We start from the raw sequence: 16397 nt of genomic DNA on the forward strand, positions 1-16397 counted from the left end.
CTGGGCAGGCCTTCGGACCGGGGTGCCCGTTCCCGATCACCTCGCGGGCGGCCGTACGCGCCCGTCATGCTGTCCGGTCGTGGTGGAAGAGCCAAGCTGTCAGCCCCAGAGAGGCGCGTCGGGGATATGGTCGGATGGTGGCCGCTGATACATGGACGCAGGCTGTGCGGCAGCAGCTCGGCCTTGGCCGGTTGCTTCCGCTCGGCGGGCCCGAGGACGGCGCCTGGATCACCGAACAGGCCGCCGTACGGGTGCTCAGTCGCGCTGCCCTGGACGTGGACGGCGTCAGCGTGGAGACCATGCGGATCGGGCCGGCCCGCACCGAGCCCCTTGGCGAACCTGCTGTGCCTCCGCCGGCCAGCGCCCTGCCACCAGGGCCGCTGCGGATCGAGGCGGACTTCTCAGCGGCCATGACCCGGCCCCTGGCCGAGAGCGCCGAGGGCTTGCGGAGCGCGCTGCTCACCGCAGCCGAGGTACGCCTGGGCCTGCCTGCGGTGGAAGCCGACTTGCAGGTCACAGGTCTGCTGGAGGACTTGCCCGCGGCCGCCGCCCGGTTGCGGGCAGAGCTGCGCTTCATGGCCGGGGACCAAGAGGCCACGACAGGTGGGCGGCAGGGCGGAGCCGCAGAGGCCGGGCACCGGTCGCCCGGACCTGTGCTCGTGCGGGACCCGGCTGTCGAGTTGGCCGGCGTGGCGGCGGATGTGCCCGGCGTCGCCCGCCTCGCCCCCGTCCTGGGAGGCCTTTCCCGCCCGGTCGGGGTGGCATACCGGGAGCCGACCGGCTGGCACGTGACCGTCCAGGTGGCAGTCGCTGCGGGCCACCGGTCCCTGGATGTCACGCGCACGCTTCGAGCAGCGCTGGCCGAGGCTGCCGCCGGAGACGCACCCGGCCCGGTCACTGTCGCGGTCCTCATCACCAGCGCCGAATTTCGGTAGACGTCCCCCCCCCGACTTCTGCGGGCATTCACGACGGATCGCCTGGGTCCTGACGAGCAGTTCATCCCCGTGCTGGGGAAGATTCGGATCCGTGGGCCGGTTGGCCGTCTCCGACACACCAGTGCATAGCCAGGCCCCGGGGAACCCGGGGCTTCGTGCTGTTGAACTGGGCTAGGAGACGAGCCGCTTGAACACGTCTTCGAAGCGGTTCAGTGTCTCGTCGTCGACCTGCTCGAAGAAGGCATCCCGATCACGGGCGAGCTCGTGGGCCGGGCGGACGCGGTCGAGGGTACCGGGCTGCTGCCGCTTCTCTCGCGTGATCTTCAAGCGCATCAGAATCGGCGTGGGATTTGAGGTGCTGATCAGATCCGCTTCGCGGCGGTCGCTGCCGGTCGCCCTGTTGCAGAGCCAGAGGTAGTCCTTGGCCGAGAACAGGTCCTCGATGTCGGTGGTGTCGGGCGCGTTCTCGATCTGGCCGATGGCGATGATGCGGGAAGGGTCGACGTTGGCGGCTCGGTGCGCCTGGTCGGCCCCTTCCCGAGCTTCTCGGTGCTTGAGAGCAGGAGGGGCGCAGCAGTGCTGCGCCCCTCCTTGGCGATTGTTGCCCAACCGGTTGATCACTCACCGTGCCGGCCGACGCTCCCGGTGGGCGATGGCGCGGAAGGGATGGTCCAGAGGCGCTCGCGATGGGGAGGGCCGGCCGAAGCGGGGGCGTTCCGTTCCCCCCCAGACTCGCCCCAGCGGCTCGAGCGGTGCCTGCGGGTGCGCGCTCGCGCCGCCGAGCCCGCCGTGTGAGTGCTTGTGAGTCGATCGCTCAGAGCCAGTCGCGGTGCCTGAAGATGAAGTGCAGGCTGACGCACACCCCGCCATCAGGCCGATGGCGAAGGCGTAGCCGAACGCCCAGTGCAGCTCCGGCATGTGGTCGAAGTTCATGCCGTGGATCGTGCCCGACCAGGATCGGGGTGAAGAGGATGGCCGCCCAGGCCGAGATCGACGCGGATGATGCAGCAAGGGTCCTCTCCGGGCGCCAGGGGCATCCGAAAAGCCCATGATGTCGGAATAGCCTGTCAGGGCATAGCATGGTGAGTGGGTCGGCGCACTCTCACGTGCGACGACCCGGAAGGGCGGCCCCGGTGTGTATACGCCGGGGCCGTTGCGCCATTACTGATGCGCGCGGGGGTCGTCCACCACCTCCACCGGCACTCGGGGACCTCAGCGGGGCGCGGGGCGGGGCCCTTCCGCCCAGGTTTCCTCTTCTGTCCGTGCGGTGTCATCGGCGCGTCGGGCGCAGGCGGCCTGTGGCATGTGTGCATCCGACCAGCCCACGAGGGTTTCGACGTCCGGGCTGTCCGACGACGGCAGCGCGGCCCACGCCATCGCCACGCCACATGAACCGGTACCTCCAGACAGACGGCCACTGGCCCGCCGGGCGGGGTCCGGTGTCCATTTCATTCTCCCCAGAGGCCGGAGAGTGATTGCGGCGCGCGTACGCGTTGCCACGGTCTCGCAGGGCGCGCGCTCGCACGGCCGATAACTCAGAGCCAGCCCCGCCGCTTGAAGATGACGTACAGACTGACGCACACCACTCCCATGAGGGCGATGGCGAAGGGGTAGCCGAACACCCAGTGCAACTCCGGCATGTGGTCGAAGTTCATGCCGTAGATCGTGCCGACCGGCGTCGGGGCGAACAGAATGGCCGCCCACGCCGGGATCTTCTTGAAGTCCGGCCATTGCGTCGCCGTCGCACATATTTCCGCTCACCATTCTCCGGGTGCTCGGGGCATCGCGGATCCCGATGATTCCAGGGGCTCTACTGGTGACGGCGAGACTCCAGCGGATAAGATATCGCGCGCTGCTCGCAATGGCGGTCGGTGAGGTCGGCGGTGGGGGCAAGAACACCGTGGTTGAGCTGCGAAAAGACACAACCCGGGGCGGTCCTGCTCAAGGCTCTGAACGCGCGTTCGCTTTTCCTGGCGCACGGCAGTTGTGGCTCGCCCGCAATGCCCTCAAACGATCAGCACAAAGGTGTCCACGCAACAGCGGTGGGCCCTTTTCCTTTTCCGTGGCGTTCGCGGCCGGCATCCGCGCGTCCGGTGCCACTGGACGCGCGGCGAGAAGCGGGTGCTTCGTGTTCACGACAAGAGAAGTGTGGAGTGTGGTGCCATGAACCGAGTCGGCAGAGACTCACGCCGGTCGGCCCGCAGGATTGCGGGGCCGCTGGCGCGCATGGGGTTATCCGTTCTCTTGCTGGCGGGCGGCGCCGTAGGAGCGACGACTGGACCGGCCGCCGCTTCGACCGCAGATGGCACGCTGACGGTTGAGGTGCTGCGCGACTTCTTCGGCACCGGCGTGATCAACACCACGATGGACGTGCCCCAGCGGGGCATGAAGGTGGAGATCTCCGACCCTGCCGGGCACGTTGTCACGGGCGTCACCGATGCCACCGGAAAGGTCGTGGTGGCGCAGTCGACGGTGCTGAACGGCGGCCAGTACCGCGTCGACGTCAGCATCCCGGCACCGTACAGCGACTATCTGCGGGCGGCGCCCGCGTCGACGGCGGAGAACCACTTCAACAGCTTCACTTCGTCCGTGGATGTGTCGGACGGAAAGAACGCCTCGGTGGTGACGGGGGTGTGGGATCCGGCCGACTACGCACTGCCGGACTCGCGGTATTTCGTACCGGTCCACAACGGCGCCAACGGGACGGACAACCGGGCGTTGGTGGCGTTCGGGACGAAGACCCGGGGCACGTGTCCCACCGATGTGGCGTGCCCGGACACGCTGGCCACGCAGGACCAGGTGGGCACGACGTTCGGGTTGGCGTACGACAAGGACCGGACCCGGCTGTTCCAGAGCGCATTCGCCCGCCGGTACGCCCCGTACGGGCCGCAGGGTGCGGGCGCGATCTACACGGTGCCGGTCAACGGCTCAGGTGCGCCACAGCTGTTCGCGCAGGTGCCGGACGCCGCGGTGACGCAGCACGACACCGCCAACATGATCAAGGATGCCGGGTTCACCGACGCGCCGGGCAAGGAGAGCATCGGTGGCCTGGCCCTGTCGGAGGACGGCTCCACGCTGTACGCGGTGAACCTGCGGACCCGCAGCCTGGTGAGCTTCGACGCGACAGGGGCCACCGCCGCGGAGCCCGAGGCGACGGTCCCGATCCCGGACCCGGGGTGTGCGAGCCCCGGCGACTGGCGGCCGTTCGGTCTCCAGGTCCACAACAACACGCTGTACGTGGGCGGCGTATGCAGCGCGGAGAGCACGCAGCAGCGCGCGGACCTGAAAGCCTTCGTCTCCACCTACGACGGCAAGCGGTTCACCACGGTGCTGAGCCATCCGCTCACGGACGAACGCGGCAGCGTCTTCGGTTCCGGCGACAAGGCCACGCACTGGAACCCGTGGAACACCGGCCTGGACACGTGGGACGACCGGAAGGCGGGCGGCGTCTTCATCGATCCGCAGCCTGAGCTGGCCTCCCTCGCCTTCGCCCGGGACGGCTCGATGATCCTGGGTTTCCGCGACCGGTTCATGGACGTGCTCAGCTGGGGAGGGCTGGACCCCCGCCCGGGGAACGACACAGCGGAAAACGCCATGTCCGGTGGTGACATCACCATGGTCTGCGCCACTCCCACCGGTGAATACCAGTGGGAAGGCACCGGGAGCTGCCCCAACCACGCCACCCCCGCCAACAATGGCGGCCAGGCCGCCGATGTCGTCGAATACTTCCCGGGCGACTTTTACGCCAACGCGCACCAGGAGACCGCGCTGGGGTCGGTGGCCTATATCCCGCAGCAGCAGTGGGTCGTCAGCACGGAGTTCGACCCGGTCGTCAACGTCGCGACCTCAGGGACCGGGTACCACGACATCACGACCGGTCAGGGTCCGGGCAACAACCCGGCCGCCAACGGGTTCCAGTTCGTCAGCGGGGTACAAGGCGGGTTCGGCAAGGCCGGCGGGCTCGGTGACATCGCGTACGCGGCGGAGAACGCGCCGATCCAGATCGGCAACGTCGTGTGGTTCGACGGCGACCACAACGGAATCCAGGACCCGGGCCACGTGCTGCTGCCGGGGGCGACGATCAACCTGCTGGACGCGGACGGCAAACAGGTCGCCACGACCAGGACCAATGCCGCAGGCGAGTACTACTTCGGTGGTGTCGGCGCGGAGTACGAGCTCACGCCGGGCGCGAAGTACACGGTGCAGTTCGACGTGTGCACCGCGGACACCGACAAGGTGCCCGGCCGGCCCCCGGCGAGCGAGCTGCGGTTCACACTCCCGCGAGCCGGTGCCGACCGTGCGCATGACTCCCATGTGACCCCGCCGACCAACGGGCCATTGTGCAACGGTTCCGCGCCTGTCACGGCGCCGGACAAGCCGGGCGGCGTCGATCACACGATCGACGCCGGGGTGTACATCCCGAAGGCAACGCCGACTCCGACTCCGACCGATACCGCGCATCCGACCCCATCCCCGACCGATACCGCGAACCCGAGCCCGACTCCGACCGATACCGCGAACCCGACCCCATCCCCGACCGAAACCCCGATCCCGACCCCGACCTCACCACCGACCCCGACCCCGGCCCCGGCCTCGCCGCCGTCAGGCGCGCCGCCTGCCAACCCGGCCCCGGCCGGCGGGAGCAAGGGTCCGCTGGCGAACACCGGTATGTCCGGGCTGCCACAGGTGATCGCCCTCGTCGGTCTGCTGGTGGGTGCGGGTCTGGCCATCGTGTTCGTGAGCCGGAAGCGTCGCGCCCAGAAACACTGAACGAAGCGAACAACAGTGATCTGCCTGCCCGCGATCCGTAGGGCGCGGTCAGGCGGATCACGTCGGCCGGTCCACGAGGGCCGGCCTTCAAGTCGTCTGTCACCGGACTGCCGAGCGCCGCCGCGACCGCACGGCCGCCGAGCGGTGTGGTGATCGAGAGGGTGAATCAGCAGAGTGTCAGCGTCGAGCCGCGTGCGGAGCGTGAGAAGCCGGCAAACTCGACCGGGCCGTGCGGCTGACCGGCGCCGAAGGTTGCGGCCCCGCTGGGCGGCAGCCGTCATCGGCGTAGCGGCCGTCGCGGGGGCCGCGTTCCTGGTCGCCGACGGCGGTTCTGGCCCCACCGGTCCGCGCGCACTGACGTCGGATGAAGTGAACCGGCTGGCGATGACGCGGTTCCGCAACTACGAGGCGCACGGACGCGCGCTGACGATCACCGTGCCGGGCACCGCCGGAGGACTGATCGTCACCGGGGCCGTCGACTACCAACGCAAGATCGGTTACGGCGTGGTGCACGGCACCGGGCGCGACACATCCAGCGACGGGCTGATCGGGTGGACGGCCACCGCGGTGTTCGTCCACCCGATGGCGAACGCCCCGGCGCACGCCCCCGCGTCGCCGCCCCGCTCGGGCTGGTACAGCCGTCCGCTGCAGTCGTCCGGCAGCTCGCTGGACAGTGCGCTGGCCATCGCACTCAGCCTCGGCATCGACCGGCCGGACAACGCCGAACTGCTGCCGCAGAACGGCGCCGCCTGGCTGGGACGAGACCAGGTGGACGGGCATCGGGTGGACGTCATGACCGGGCCGTCCTCCCGCGACCGCTCCGGTACGGCGGACAGGGTGCGCTACTGGGTCGGCTCGGACGGCACCATGTACCGGGTCCGCATCAGCGTGGGTTCCGGGTCGCAGCCGGTGGTCATCGATTTCGACACCCACAAGTACGTTCCGGTCGAGCCGGTGCCGGGAGTCACCCCGACGCGGTAGCCGCTGTTCAGGAAATCTGCACCCGCGCGTCCGTGGCGAGCAGGGACGCCGGCGGCAGCGGGATGCCGGCCACGTCCGGCAGGGCCGGAACGGTTGGGACGGCGGTGGCGCCCGTAGTGGTGGCGTGAGGGAACTGCGGCTGTCGATCAGGCGCCGCGACCTTGGTGAACGGGATGCCACCGGGTGCCGTCTGCATCGCCCACCTGCCGTCCGGCGAGGGCGACTTGGCGGGCAGCGGGCAGGACGCGGCTGTCGCGAGCCGGGCGGGCACCGTGGTGCGCAGATCGTTGCCACGCAGGCAGTTGCCCCGTCCCCGCGTGGCGGTGGGGAACATCCAGCCGACGTCGACGCCGTTGCGGGTGAACGTGTTGTCAACGATCCGGTTGCCGACCGACGGTAAGTCGGCGGTTGCGGTGATCACCAGCCCGGCGTTGCTGTTGTCGGCGATGCGGTTGCGGACGAACTGGTTGTCGCTGCCGCCGTCGATGCCGATGCCGGTGCCCCACCCGCCGTCGGCCTGCTGCGGGGTGGCCCGCTGCTGGTTGGCGGCGATCAGATTGCCCGCGATGACTGCGTCCCGCTGCGGGAGCAGCTTCTCCTGGTGGTCGGAGTTGGTGGTCAGGCCGACCCGGTTGCCGACAAGACGGTTGCGGACCACGTACATGTCGCCGCCGGCGTTGGTGCCTTCGTAACCGACCGCGTTGAGTTCGGCGACGTTGTCCCGCACCACGACGCGACACGGCTTGCACTGCCCGACATAGATCCCCGAGTCGGCCCCGCCTGACGCGTACGAGTGCTCGATGACACCGTCCTGCGCGGAGAACGCGTAGATGCCGTACAGACCGTTGCGGGTCGCGGTCACGTACGAGACCAGGAACGACTTCAGGAAGGTGACCGGCTCATCGCCGGTGTCGTAGCCGCCGCTCTGCCCCGGCAGACCCGCGGCCGCCGCCGCGGAACCGGTGACCAGCACGCCGTTCTGCGTGTTGTTCTCCACCGTCAGATTCTCCACGGCCACTCCGGGCGCCGCGACGACGACACCGTTCGGCTGCCGCAACCGCCCGTCGATGACGACCCTGTCCCGGGACGCGCCGCGAAGAGTGATGCGAGCCGTGTCGATCTTCACCGACTCGTGGTACACGCCAGGAGCAACCAGCACCAGATCACCGGGCCGAGCCAAGGACACCGCATCCGAGATCGTCGGGGCATCGGCAGGCACTCGGATCGTCACATGCGCACCGGTCGGTCGACGGCCTTTGCCCGATCCGTCATCGCCACCGCCGCCGCAGCCGACCACAAGTGCCAGCGTGCCCAGTACCGCCGCCACCACGCGAAGAGCTAATCGAGGCATGATCGCAGTCTGGCAGAACGCCCAATTCCACGCCGTAATCGGTGAGATCGACCCCCGCACACGATGCGGATGTGGCACTCTGCACCCCATGCATCGAGCCGATCACCGACCGTCGCGCCGCGCGTTCCTCGATGTCACCGGCACCGTGGTGGCCGCCGGCCTGACCGCCGGGTGCACATCGGACTCCGCCCGGCCGGGCCGGCACGCCCCCACCGCACCGGCCACGCCGACGCCGGTGGTGGCGACGCGCCGGCATCAGGCAGGCATCACGCTCCCCCAGCCGGCCCAGCGCAACCTGCTGGCCGTGGTGGCCGACCTCGGTGCCACCGTGGCTCCCGGCCCGTTACTGGCCGACCTGGGCCAGGCCATCCGCTCACTCGTCGCGGGGAACGACCCGCGGCTGCTGGGCCTGCCACCGGGCGACCTCACCGTGACCGTCGGCGTGGGCCCCCGACTGGTGCGCACGGCCGGTGCCTCGCTGCCCGGCGCGGCCGACCTCCCGCGATTCTCCCGCGAGCGGATCGCCCCGCGGGCACGCGGCGGTGACCTGCTGATGCAGATCTGCGCCAGCGACGCGCTGCTCCTGCCGGTCGTCGCCGCCGCGCTTGTGGACCAGGCCGGTGACCGCATCCACGAACGCTGGCGGCAGTCCGCACGCCGCGGTACGAACGTGCCCGTCGGCAACGGCCTCACCGCGCCACGAAACCCGCTCGGTTTCATCGACGGCATCGTGGGTCCACACACGGCCGCCGAACAACACCGCGACCTGTGGCTGGCCGGGCCCCCTGCGGTCGCCGGCGGCACCCTTGCCGTACTGCGGCGCATGGAACTCGACCTGCCCCGGTTCGCCGCCCTGTCCGTAGCCGAGCAGGAAGCGGTCTTCGGGCGGCGCCGGGCCAGCGGCGCCCCTCTCTCCGGCGGCACCGTCGCCTCGGACCCGCGACTCGGCGCCAAGACACCGGACGGACGCTATCTCGTCCCCGCAGACGCCCACGTACGCAGGGCGAACCCCTCCGTGGTCGGCGCCGGCCTCATGCTCCGCCGCTCCTACAGCACCGACGAGCCCGCCCCCGGCCTGCTCTTCATCAGCTTCCAGAACGACCTGCGGACCTTCACCGCCACCCTCACCCACATGGACACCGCCGACGCACTGCTGCAATTCACCACCACAACCGCCAGCGCGACCTTCCTGATCCTCCCCGGCTTCGACCGGCAACGCCCACTCGGTTCCCAGCTGTTCGCCTGACCCCGTCATCTTTTTCGCGGTCCTGCAAGAGGGCCGCCGGCCTCCGGGTCCGGCATGACTGTTGCCCCCTGTCGATGGGATGACTCAGAGCCAGCCCCGCCGCTTGAAGATGACGTACAGACTGACGCACACCACTCCCATGAGGGCGATGGCGAAGGGGTAGCCGAACACCCAGTGCAACTCCGGCATGTGGTCGAAGTTCATGCCGTAGATCGTGCCCACCAGGGTGGGTGCGAAGAGAATGGCCGCCCACGCCGAGATCTTCTTGATCTCCTCGTTCTGTTCGAACCCGGCCTCCGCCAGGGCCCGCATCTCCGCGTTCTGCTGCTGTCCCACGAGGGTGGCGTTGACCGTGAGGATGTCGGCGAGCGCCTGGCGGAAGCCGTCCACCCGCTCGCTGGTGTGGGTGACGTGGTCGGCGACGTCCCGGAGGTAGCGCTGCAGTTCCTCGTCGGTGCGGTACTTCGCGAAGCCCGCCATCAGGCCGTTGAGCATGCCCACCAGGGGACGGGTGGCCCGCTGGAACTCGACCATCTCGCGGGCCAGTTCGTAGATCCGGCGGGACACTTCCGGCTTGCCGAGGAAGACTTCGGTCTCGATCTCGTCGAGGTCGTTCTGCACCCCAGCGACCACCGGGACGTACCCGTCGACCACCGCGTCGAGGATCGCGTACAGCACCGCCTCCGGGCCCAGGCTCAGCAGTTCGGGCGTCTCCTCCATCCGGCGGCGCACCCCGGAGAGGTCCGGCGCCGCGCCGTGCCGCACCGTGATGACGAAGTCCGCGCCCACGAACACATGCAGCTCACCGAAGTCGATGTCCTCGGGGTCGTCCAGGTAGCGGGCGGCGCGCAGCACCACGAAGAGCGTGTCGCCGTACCGCTCCAGCTTCGGACGCTGATGGGCCTCCAGGGCGTCCTCGACCGCCAGCGGGTGGAGATCGAATTCCTCGGCGAGCGACAGCAGCTCGGCCTCGGTCGGCCGGTGCAGCCCGATCCACGCCATGCCGTCCTGCTGCTCGCGCAGCTCGCGGAACGTGTCGGCGAGGGACGCCGGAGTGCTGACGCGCCGCCCGTCCCGGTACAGCGCGGCGTGCACCACGCTGCTCTCCCCGTTGCCCGTGCCCTCGGCACCGGTCTCCGCCGGCTCGGGCGCGGCTGCGGACGGGGGCACGTCCGCGGGCCGGGCCGAGGACGGGCGCAGCCAGGAGTGCTTCCGCCCGGGAAGCAGGGGGCGAGGACGGCGCTCGGACATGGGGGTCCCTTCGGTGGGGAACGGCAGGGTCGGCATCGGGTCGCACCGCGCGCACCGTTCCCGGCTCTCCGCTAGCGCCGGGACAGGCAGCGCAGGGACGGGCCGGTGCTCCACGGCGTACGACTGGGGGGTTCGCTGCGCATCACAGCCCCACCTCCTGCCTCGCCCGCATGTCACTGAGCCACCAGGCAGGATATACGGCGCGAAAGCCGCGGGCGAACCTCGCGCGGGTGAGCGGGAGCGGGCCGGGGACACGGCTGCCGGCGGGCCCGTCGCCGGGACCGGCAGCACAATGGAGGTACACGGCAGGCGGGCGGGCGCTGCCCTCCCCGGGGCCCGCTCCGGAGACGGGACGGCCCGTTCGGGGCGCCGGGGCCGGACGCCGTGACGCCCGGACCCGTACCTGAGGTGCCGGTTCCGTGCAGAGGGCCCATCGAGGAGCCCCTCCGGGAGATCCCGTCCGGAAGACGAGGACATCCATGGCCTACATCGTGGTGAGCGCGCTGAGTCACGCGGGGCTGCTGCGCGACAGCAATGAGGACAGTCTGGTCGTCGGGCCCTGGACACTGTGCAGCACCGTCACCGAGAGCCCGCAGACGCTGCTCTTCCCGCTGGGAAACCCGCTGGTCGTGGCGGTCGCCGACGGACTCGGCGGCCATCCGGCGGGCGAGGTCGCCAGCGCCATGGTGGCGCGCAGGCTGTCCCGGGTCGGTCCGGCGCTGGACAGCGAGGAGACCGTCCGGGACGCCCTGGAGGGCTGCAACCGGGCGGTGTACGCGGCCGCCGACGGCGACCCCGACCTGATCATGATGGGCACCACCGTCGCGGGCCTGGTGCTGACCCGGGACCGGGTCATCGTCTTCAACATCGGCGACAGCCGGGTGTACGGGGTCGGCGCGGAGGAGGTGCGGGAGCTGACGCTCGACGACAACCCGCCCCTGGCACCCGGCGAGCGCAGCTCGACCGTGGTCACCCAGACCCTCGGCGGCACGCCGGACTTCAGCCCCGTCGACCCGCATGTGTCCGGCACGCCGCTGTCCACCGGTGACCGCTGGCTCATCTGCTCGGACGGGCTGACCGACCCGGTGCCGGACGAGGAGCTGGGCGGGATCCTCCGGGTGCACGCGGACGGCAGAGCCGCCTTCGAGCTCTGGAAGGCCGCCATGGACGCCGGCGGACCGGACAACGTCACGCTCGCCCTCGTCCGCATCGGCGAGTAGCACCGCCGCACGCTGCGCCCCCCAGGCAGGGTGGGCCGCCGCACGCCGCACGCCGCACGCCGCACGCCGCACGCCGCACGCCGCACGCCGCGCCCCCGGCGCGCCCACCAGCGGCAGGCGGCTTCCGACGCCGCCCCGCAGCACCCCGCGCAAGCGGACCGGAACTGACCGCATTCGCCTCGCACTGACCGGCCCGTTCACCACGGCTCCGTTCACCACGGTCCCGCACTGACGGCCCCGTTCACCACGGCCTCGTCCCCGATCAGACGCTGCCCCGCCCGGCGGGCCCGTCGCCGCCGGCCCCCGGCCATGGCCCCCGCCCGGGCCCGCTGCCAGGCCCCCGCCCGGGCCCCCGGCACAGCCCGGCCGCTACGGCAGCAGCCCCGCCCGGCGGGCCGTGACGACCGCCTCCAGCCGGGTGCGGGCGCCCAACTTGCGCATCGCCGACCGCAGATAGCCCTTCACCGTCTCCGGGCGCAGCCCCAGCCGCTCCGCCGCCCCCGCGTTGGTCGCCCCGGAGGCCACGCAGGCCAGGACGTCGAGCTCGCGCGGCGCCAGCCGGACCCCGGGCGCCGGGCCGTCCGCGTCGCACGGGGCGCCGCCCGCCGCAGTGGCCAGCCGGCCGCAGGCGCTGAGGATCTCCTCCCGCAGCGCCGGGTCGGCCACCCGCGCCGCCAGGGCCCGCAGATCGCCGTGGGCCGCACGGACCTCCTCCCAGGCGACGGGGCCGGGATCCGCACCGGTCGGCGCCCGGCGCGGGTCGGCCGGGCGGGGGCGGACGGCCAGCAGCCGCTGCGCCTCGTCCCGTTCGGCCAGCGCCCGCTCCAGGCCCCGGGCGGCGTCCATGGCCGTCGCGATGGTCCGGTCGCCGAGCGGCACCCGCTCGCGGAGCGCGCCGTACAGCACCCCGCGCACCCGGTGGCGCACCACCACGGGCACCGCGAGCACCGCCCGCAGGCCCTCCTCCGCCACCGCCGCGTCGTACTCATGGCTGATCGTCCGGGACGCGGGGTAGTCGGCGACGGCCGTGGGCCGGGTCAGGGCGAGCGTCTTCCCGCCGATGCCGTTGCCGGTGGCGACGCTCAGCCCGCGCAGCGCGTCCGTCTCCGTCCCGGTCAGCTGGCGGATCCGCAGCCGCCCGTGATCCTCCAGGAGGCCGCCGAACACCACCGGCAGGCCACTGGCACAGCGCAGCCTGAGCAGCGCTGCTCGTACGTCGACTGCTTCGCCCGTCTGCACCACGGCCAACCCCTTCACCCCCGTCCGGGGGTAGTGAGACCCAGGTCACTGAATACACGATGCTAGTCATTCCGCCGGCAATGAGGAGGACACATGGCGGCAACCAGTGCGACGGAGGAGTTCCGGAGCGCGCGGGACTTCCTGTTGCGGCACCGGGAGGACTACGGGACGGCGTATGCGGGATTCCGCTGGCCCCGGCCGGAGCGGTTCAACTGGGCGCTGGACTGGTTCGACCGGATCGCGGAGAACAACGACCGTCCCGCGCTGCACATCGTCGAGGAGGACGGTTCGGAATCCCGTCTCACCTTCGCCGGGCTGGCGGCCCGGTCGAACCGGGTGGCGAACTGGCTGCGCGGGCTGGGCGTCCGGGCCGGCGACCGGATCGTCGTCATGCTCGGCAACCAGACCGAGCTGTGGGAGACCGCGCTCGCCGCGATGAAGCTGCGGGCCGTGGTCATCCCGGCGACCCCGCTGCTCGGCCCGGCGGACCTGCGGGACCGGATCGACCGCGGCCGGGCCGCGCACGTGGTGGTCCGCGCCGAGGACACCGCCAAGTTCGACGAGGTGCCGGGCGACTACACCCGGATCCGGGTCGGCGCCGGCGCCCCCGGCTGGGCCGACTACGACGAGGCGTCCACCGCGTCCGAGGAGTTCGAGCCGGACGGGCCGACCCTCGCCGACGACACCCTGATGCTCTACTTCACCTCCGGCACCACCGCCCGGCCCAAGCTGGTCGAACACACCCACACCTCCTACCCCGTGGGCCATCTCGCGACGATGTACTGGATCGGGCTGCGGCCCGGGGACGTGCACCTCAACATCTCCTCGCCGGGCTGGGCGAAGCACGCCTGGAGCAACCTCTTCGCCCCCTGGAACGCCGAGGCGACCGTCTTCCTCCACAACTACACGCGGTTCGACGCCGCCCGGCTGATGGCCGAGATGGACCGGGCCGGCGTCACCAGCTTCTGCGCCCCGCCCACCGTGTGGCGGATGCTCATCCAGGCGGATCTGGGGCTGCTGCGCACCCCGCCGCGGGAGGCCGTCGCCGCCGGTGAGCCGCTCAACCCCGAGGTGATCGAGCGGGTCCGTGAGGCGTGGGGCGTCACCATCCGGGACGGCTTCGGCCAGACCGAGACCGCCGTGCAGGTGGCCAACACCCCGGGCCAGCCGCTGAAGACCGGCTCCATGGGCCGGCCCACCCCGGGCTTCACCGTGGCGCTGCTGGACCCGGTCACCGGCGAGCCCGGCAGCGAGGGCGAGATCTGTCTCGACCTCTCCGCCCGGCCCGTCGGTCTGATGACCGGCTACCACGGCGACCCGGAGCGCACCGCCGAGGCGATGGCGGCCGGCTACTACCGCACCGGCGACATCGGCGCCCGCGACGAGGACGGCTACGTGACGTACGTGGGGCGGAATGATGAGGTTTTTAAGGCCAGCGACTACAAGGTCTCGCCCTTCGAGCTGGAGAGCGCCCTGCTGGAGCACGAGGCCGTCGCCGAGGCCGCGGTCGTCCCCGCGCCCGACCCGCTGCGCGCCGCCGTCCCCAAGGCGTACATCGTGCTCGCCGAGGGGTGGGAGCCCGGCCCGGAGACCGCCCGGGTCCTCTTCGCGCACTCCCGGGCGACGCTGGCGCCGTACAAGCGGATCCGCCGGATCGAGTTCGCCGACCTCCCCAAGACCGTCTCCGGCAAGATCCGCCGCATCGAGCTGCGGGAACGTACGGCCGGGGGCAGCACCAGCGAGTACACCGAAGAGGACACCGCATGACCGAACTCTCCTACACCAGCGGCACCGGCACCGGACCGCTCCTCGGCGACACCATCGGCGTGAATCTGGACCGCGCCGTCGCAGCCCACCCCGACCGCGAGGCGCTCGCCGACGTCGCCTCGGGACGGCGGTGGACCTACGCCGAGTTCGGCCGGGACGTCGACGAGGTGGCCCTCGGCCTGCTCGCCAAGGGCGTCGCCAAGGGCGACCGGGTCGGCATCTGGGCCGTCAACTGCCCCGAGTGGGTCCTGGTGCAGTACGCGACGGCCCGCATCGGCGCCGTCATGGTCAACATCAACCCCGCCTACCGGGTGCACGAGCTGGCGTACGTGCTGAACCAGGCCGGAGTGGACGTCCTGGTCTCCTCCGTCGCGTACAAGCACAGCGACTACCGCGGCATGGTCGAGGAGGTGCGCGGCGACTGCCCGGCCCTCCGGGACGTCGTCTTCATCGGCACCCCGTCCTGGGACGAACTCCTGGCCGCGGGCCGGGAGGTGCCGCGGGAGCGACTGGCCGCCCGCGCCGCGGAGCTGAGCTGCGACGACCCGGTCAACATCCAGTACACCTCGGGCACCACCGGCTTCCCGAAGGGCGCCACGCTCTCCCACCACAACATCCTCAACAACGGCTACTGGGTGGGGGAGACGGTCGGCTACACCGAAGAGGACCGGATCTGTGTGCCCGTCCCCTTCTACCACTGCTTCGGCATGGTCATGGGCAACCTCGCGGCCACCAGCCACGCCGCCTGCATCGTCATCCCGGCCCCCGTCTTCGACCCGGAGGCCACGCTCCGCGCCGTCGAGCGCGAACGCTGCACCTCGCTGTACGGCGTGCCGACGATGTTCATCGCCGAACTCGGGCTGCCCGACTTCGCGTCCTACGACCTCACCTCGCTGCGCACCGGGATCATGGCCGGTTCGCCGTGCCCGGTGGAGGTGATGAAGCGGGTGGTCGCCGAGATGCACATGGCGGAGGTGTCCATCTGCTACGGCATGACCGAGACCTCCCCGGTGTCCACCCAGACCCGGCGCGAGGACGATCTGGAGCGGCGCACCGGAACGGTCGGCCGGGTGCTGCCGCACATCGAGGTCAAGGTGATCGACCCGTCGACCGGGGTGACCGTGCCCCGCGGCGCACCGGGGGAGCTGTGCACCCGAGGCTACTCGGTGATGCTGGGCTACTGGGAGGAGCCGGAGCGCACGGCCGAGGTGATCGACGCGGGCCGCTGGATGCACACCGGCGACCTCGCGGTGATGCGCGAGGACGGCTACCTCACGATCGTCGGCCGGATCAAGGACATGATCATCCGGGGTGGGGAGAACGTCTACCCGCGGGAGATCGAGGAGTTCCTGCACGGCCACCCGAAGATCGCCGATGTGCAGGTGGTGGGGGTGCCGGACGAGAAGTACGGCGAGGAGATCCTGGCCTGTGTCGTGCTCCGGGACGCCGCACGGCCGCTGACGCTCGACGAACTCGCCGACTACTGCCGGGGGCGGCTCGCCCACTACAAGGTGCCGCGCCACCTCCGGCTGCTCGACACCTTCCCGATGACGGTCAGCGGCAAGGTGCGCAAGATCGAGCTGCGGGAGCGGTTCGCGGAGCGTCCGACGGGCGCGTAGCGGCGGCAGGATGCCCTC

General features: G+C 71.0%; 11 protein-coding genes and 2 pseudogenes. 7 read left to right on the forward strand and 6 right to left on the reverse strand.

Annotation, left to right across the window (positions count from 1 at the left end; all coding sequences use genetic code 11):
* The first annotated feature begins 134 nt into the window (after window positions 1-134).
* Window positions 135-935: a hypothetical protein gene (locus tag ABT112_RS26400; protein WP_351513635.1), complete on the forward strand. Its 801-nt coding sequence runs from the start codon at window positions 135-137 to the stop codon at window positions 933-935.
* 171 nt (window positions 936-1106) lie between these two features.
* Here ABT112_RS26400 and ABT112_RS26405 read toward each other — a convergent pair whose 3' ends face one another.
* The 3 genes and pseudogenes from ABT112_RS26405 to ABT112_RS26415 all read right to left on the reverse strand — a co-directional run.
* Window positions 1107-1556, reverse strand: a complete 450-nt coding sequence (locus tag ABT112_RS26405) for a hypothetical protein (RefSeq protein WP_351513637.1) — start codon at window positions 1554-1556, stop codon at window positions 1107-1109.
* A gap of 193 nt (window positions 1557-1749) precedes the next feature.
* Window positions 1750-1926 (reverse strand): annotated as a pseudogene (locus tag ABT112_RS26410) (CorA family divalent cation transporter); the annotation flags it as partial.
* Window positions 1927-2470: 544 nt separating this feature from the next.
* Window positions 2471-2659, reverse strand: a pseudogene (locus tag ABT112_RS26415) (CorA family divalent cation transporter); the annotation flags it as partial.
* 502 nt (window positions 2660-3161) lie between these two features.
* Here ABT112_RS26415 and ABT112_RS26420 point away from each other — a divergent pair.
* Both ABT112_RS26420 and ABT112_RS26425 read left to right on the forward strand, forming a co-directional pair.
* Complete coding sequence (locus ABT112_RS26420; RefSeq protein WP_351513638.1) at window positions 3162-5705, forward strand: SdrD B-like domain-containing protein; 2544 nt, start codon at window positions 3162-3164, stop codon at window positions 5703-5705.
* Window positions 5706-5957: 252 nt separating this feature from the next.
* Complete coding sequence (locus tag ABT112_RS26425; RefSeq protein WP_351513640.1) at window positions 5958-6686, forward strand: hypothetical protein; 729 nt, start codon at window positions 5958-5960, stop codon at window positions 6684-6686.
* 7 nt (window positions 6687-6693) lie between these two features.
* On the opposite strand, the gene ABT112_RS26430 is transcribed toward ABT112_RS26425, so the two are convergent.
* Complete coding sequence (locus tag ABT112_RS26430) at window positions 6694-8037, reverse strand: right-handed parallel beta-helix repeat-containing protein (protein ID WP_351513642.1); 1344 nt, start codon at window positions 8035-8037, stop codon at window positions 6694-6696.
* An 88-nt stretch (window positions 8038-8125) separates the two neighbouring features.
* Here ABT112_RS26430 and ABT112_RS26435 point away from each other — a divergent pair, with 88 nt between their 5' ends.
* Window positions 8126-9283 (forward strand): Dyp-type peroxidase, encoded by a 1158-nt coding sequence (locus tag ABT112_RS26435; protein ID WP_351513644.1) that lies wholly within the window; start codon window positions 8126-8128, stop codon window positions 9281-9283.
* Window positions 9284-9367: 84 nt separating this feature from the next.
* Here ABT112_RS26435 and ABT112_RS26440 read toward each other — a convergent pair whose 3' ends face one another.
* On the reverse strand, window positions 9368-10534 hold the full coding sequence (locus ABT112_RS26440) for a magnesium and cobalt transport protein CorA (RefSeq protein ID WP_351513646.1): 1167 nt from the start codon (window positions 10532-10534) through the stop codon (window positions 9368-9370).
* Between the two features lie 479 nt (window positions 10535-11013).
* On the opposite strand from ABT112_RS26440, the gene ABT112_RS26445 reads away from it, so the two are divergent.
* The gene (locus ABT112_RS26445; protein ID WP_351513648.1) at window positions 11014-11754 is read left to right on the forward strand and encodes a PP2C family protein-serine/threonine phosphatase; all 741 of its coding nucleotides are present in this window, start codon (window positions 11014-11016) and stop codon (window positions 11752-11754) included.
* 369 nt (window positions 11755-12123) lie between these two features.
* Here the strand turns inward: ABT112_RS26445 and ABT112_RS26450 are convergent, their stop codons facing one another.
* Window positions 12124-12996 (reverse strand): helix-turn-helix transcriptional regulator, encoded by an 873-nt coding sequence (locus ABT112_RS26450; protein ID WP_351513650.1) that lies wholly within the window; start codon window positions 12994-12996, stop codon window positions 12124-12126.
* A gap of 90 nt (window positions 12997-13086) precedes the next feature.
* Here ABT112_RS26450 and ABT112_RS26455 point away from each other — a divergent pair, with 90 nt between their 5' ends.
* Both ABT112_RS26455 and ABT112_RS26460 read left to right on the forward strand, forming a co-directional pair.
* Window positions 13087-14760 (forward strand): AMP-binding protein, encoded by a 1674-nt coding sequence (locus ABT112_RS26455; RefSeq protein WP_351513651.1) that lies wholly within the window; start codon window positions 13087-13089, stop codon window positions 14758-14760.
* Window positions 14757-16379, forward strand: a complete 1623-nt coding sequence (locus ABT112_RS26460) for an AMP-binding protein (protein ID WP_351513653.1) — start codon at window positions 14757-14759, stop codon at window positions 16377-16379. The genes ABT112_RS26455 and ABT112_RS26460 overlap by 4 nt, the downstream gene beginning before the upstream one ends.
* Window positions 16380-16397 lie beyond the last annotated feature (18 nt).

Origin of the sequence: Streptomyces sp. NPDC002055 (genome assembly GCF_040296705.1) — a bacterium.
In the GTDB taxonomy this organism is placed as follows: Bacteria; Actinomycetota; Actinomycetes; order Streptomycetales; family Streptomycetaceae; genus Streptomyces.

What these genes read in the sequence shown, in the direction of transcription:
- ABT112_RS26400 (WP_351513635.1), top strand. Translation starts at nt 135, where the DNA reads ATGGTGGCCGCTGATACATGGACGCAGGCTGTGCGGCAGCAGCTCGGC.
- ABT112_RS26420 (WP_351513638.1), top strand. Translation starts at nt 3,162, where the DNA reads ATGGGGTTATCCGTTCTCTTGCTGGCGGGCGGCGCCGTAGGAGCGACG.
- ABT112_RS26430 (WP_351513642.1), bottom strand. Translation starts at nt 8,037, where the DNA reads ATGCCTCGATTAGCTCTTCGCGTGGTGGCGGCGGTACTGGGCACGCTG.
- ABT112_RS26435 (WP_351513644.1), top strand. Translation starts at nt 8,126, where the DNA reads ATGCATCGAGCCGATCACCGACCGTCGCGCCGCGCGTTCCTCGATGTC.
- ABT112_RS26440 (WP_351513646.1), bottom strand. Translation starts at nt 10,534, where the DNA reads ATGTCCGAGCGCCGTCCTCGCCCCCTGCTTCCCGGGCGGAAGCACTCC.
- ABT112_RS26445 (WP_351513648.1), top strand. Translation starts at nt 11,014, where the DNA reads ATGGCCTACATCGTGGTGAGCGCGCTGAGTCACGCGGGGCTGCTGCGC.
- ABT112_RS26455 (WP_351513651.1), top strand. Translation starts at nt 13,087, where the DNA reads ATGGCGGCAACCAGTGCGACGGAGGAGTTCCGGAGCGCGCGGGACTTC.
- ABT112_RS26460 (WP_351513653.1), top strand. Translation starts at nt 14,757, where the DNA reads ATGACCGAACTCTCCTACACCAGCGGCACCGGCACCGGACCGCTCCTC.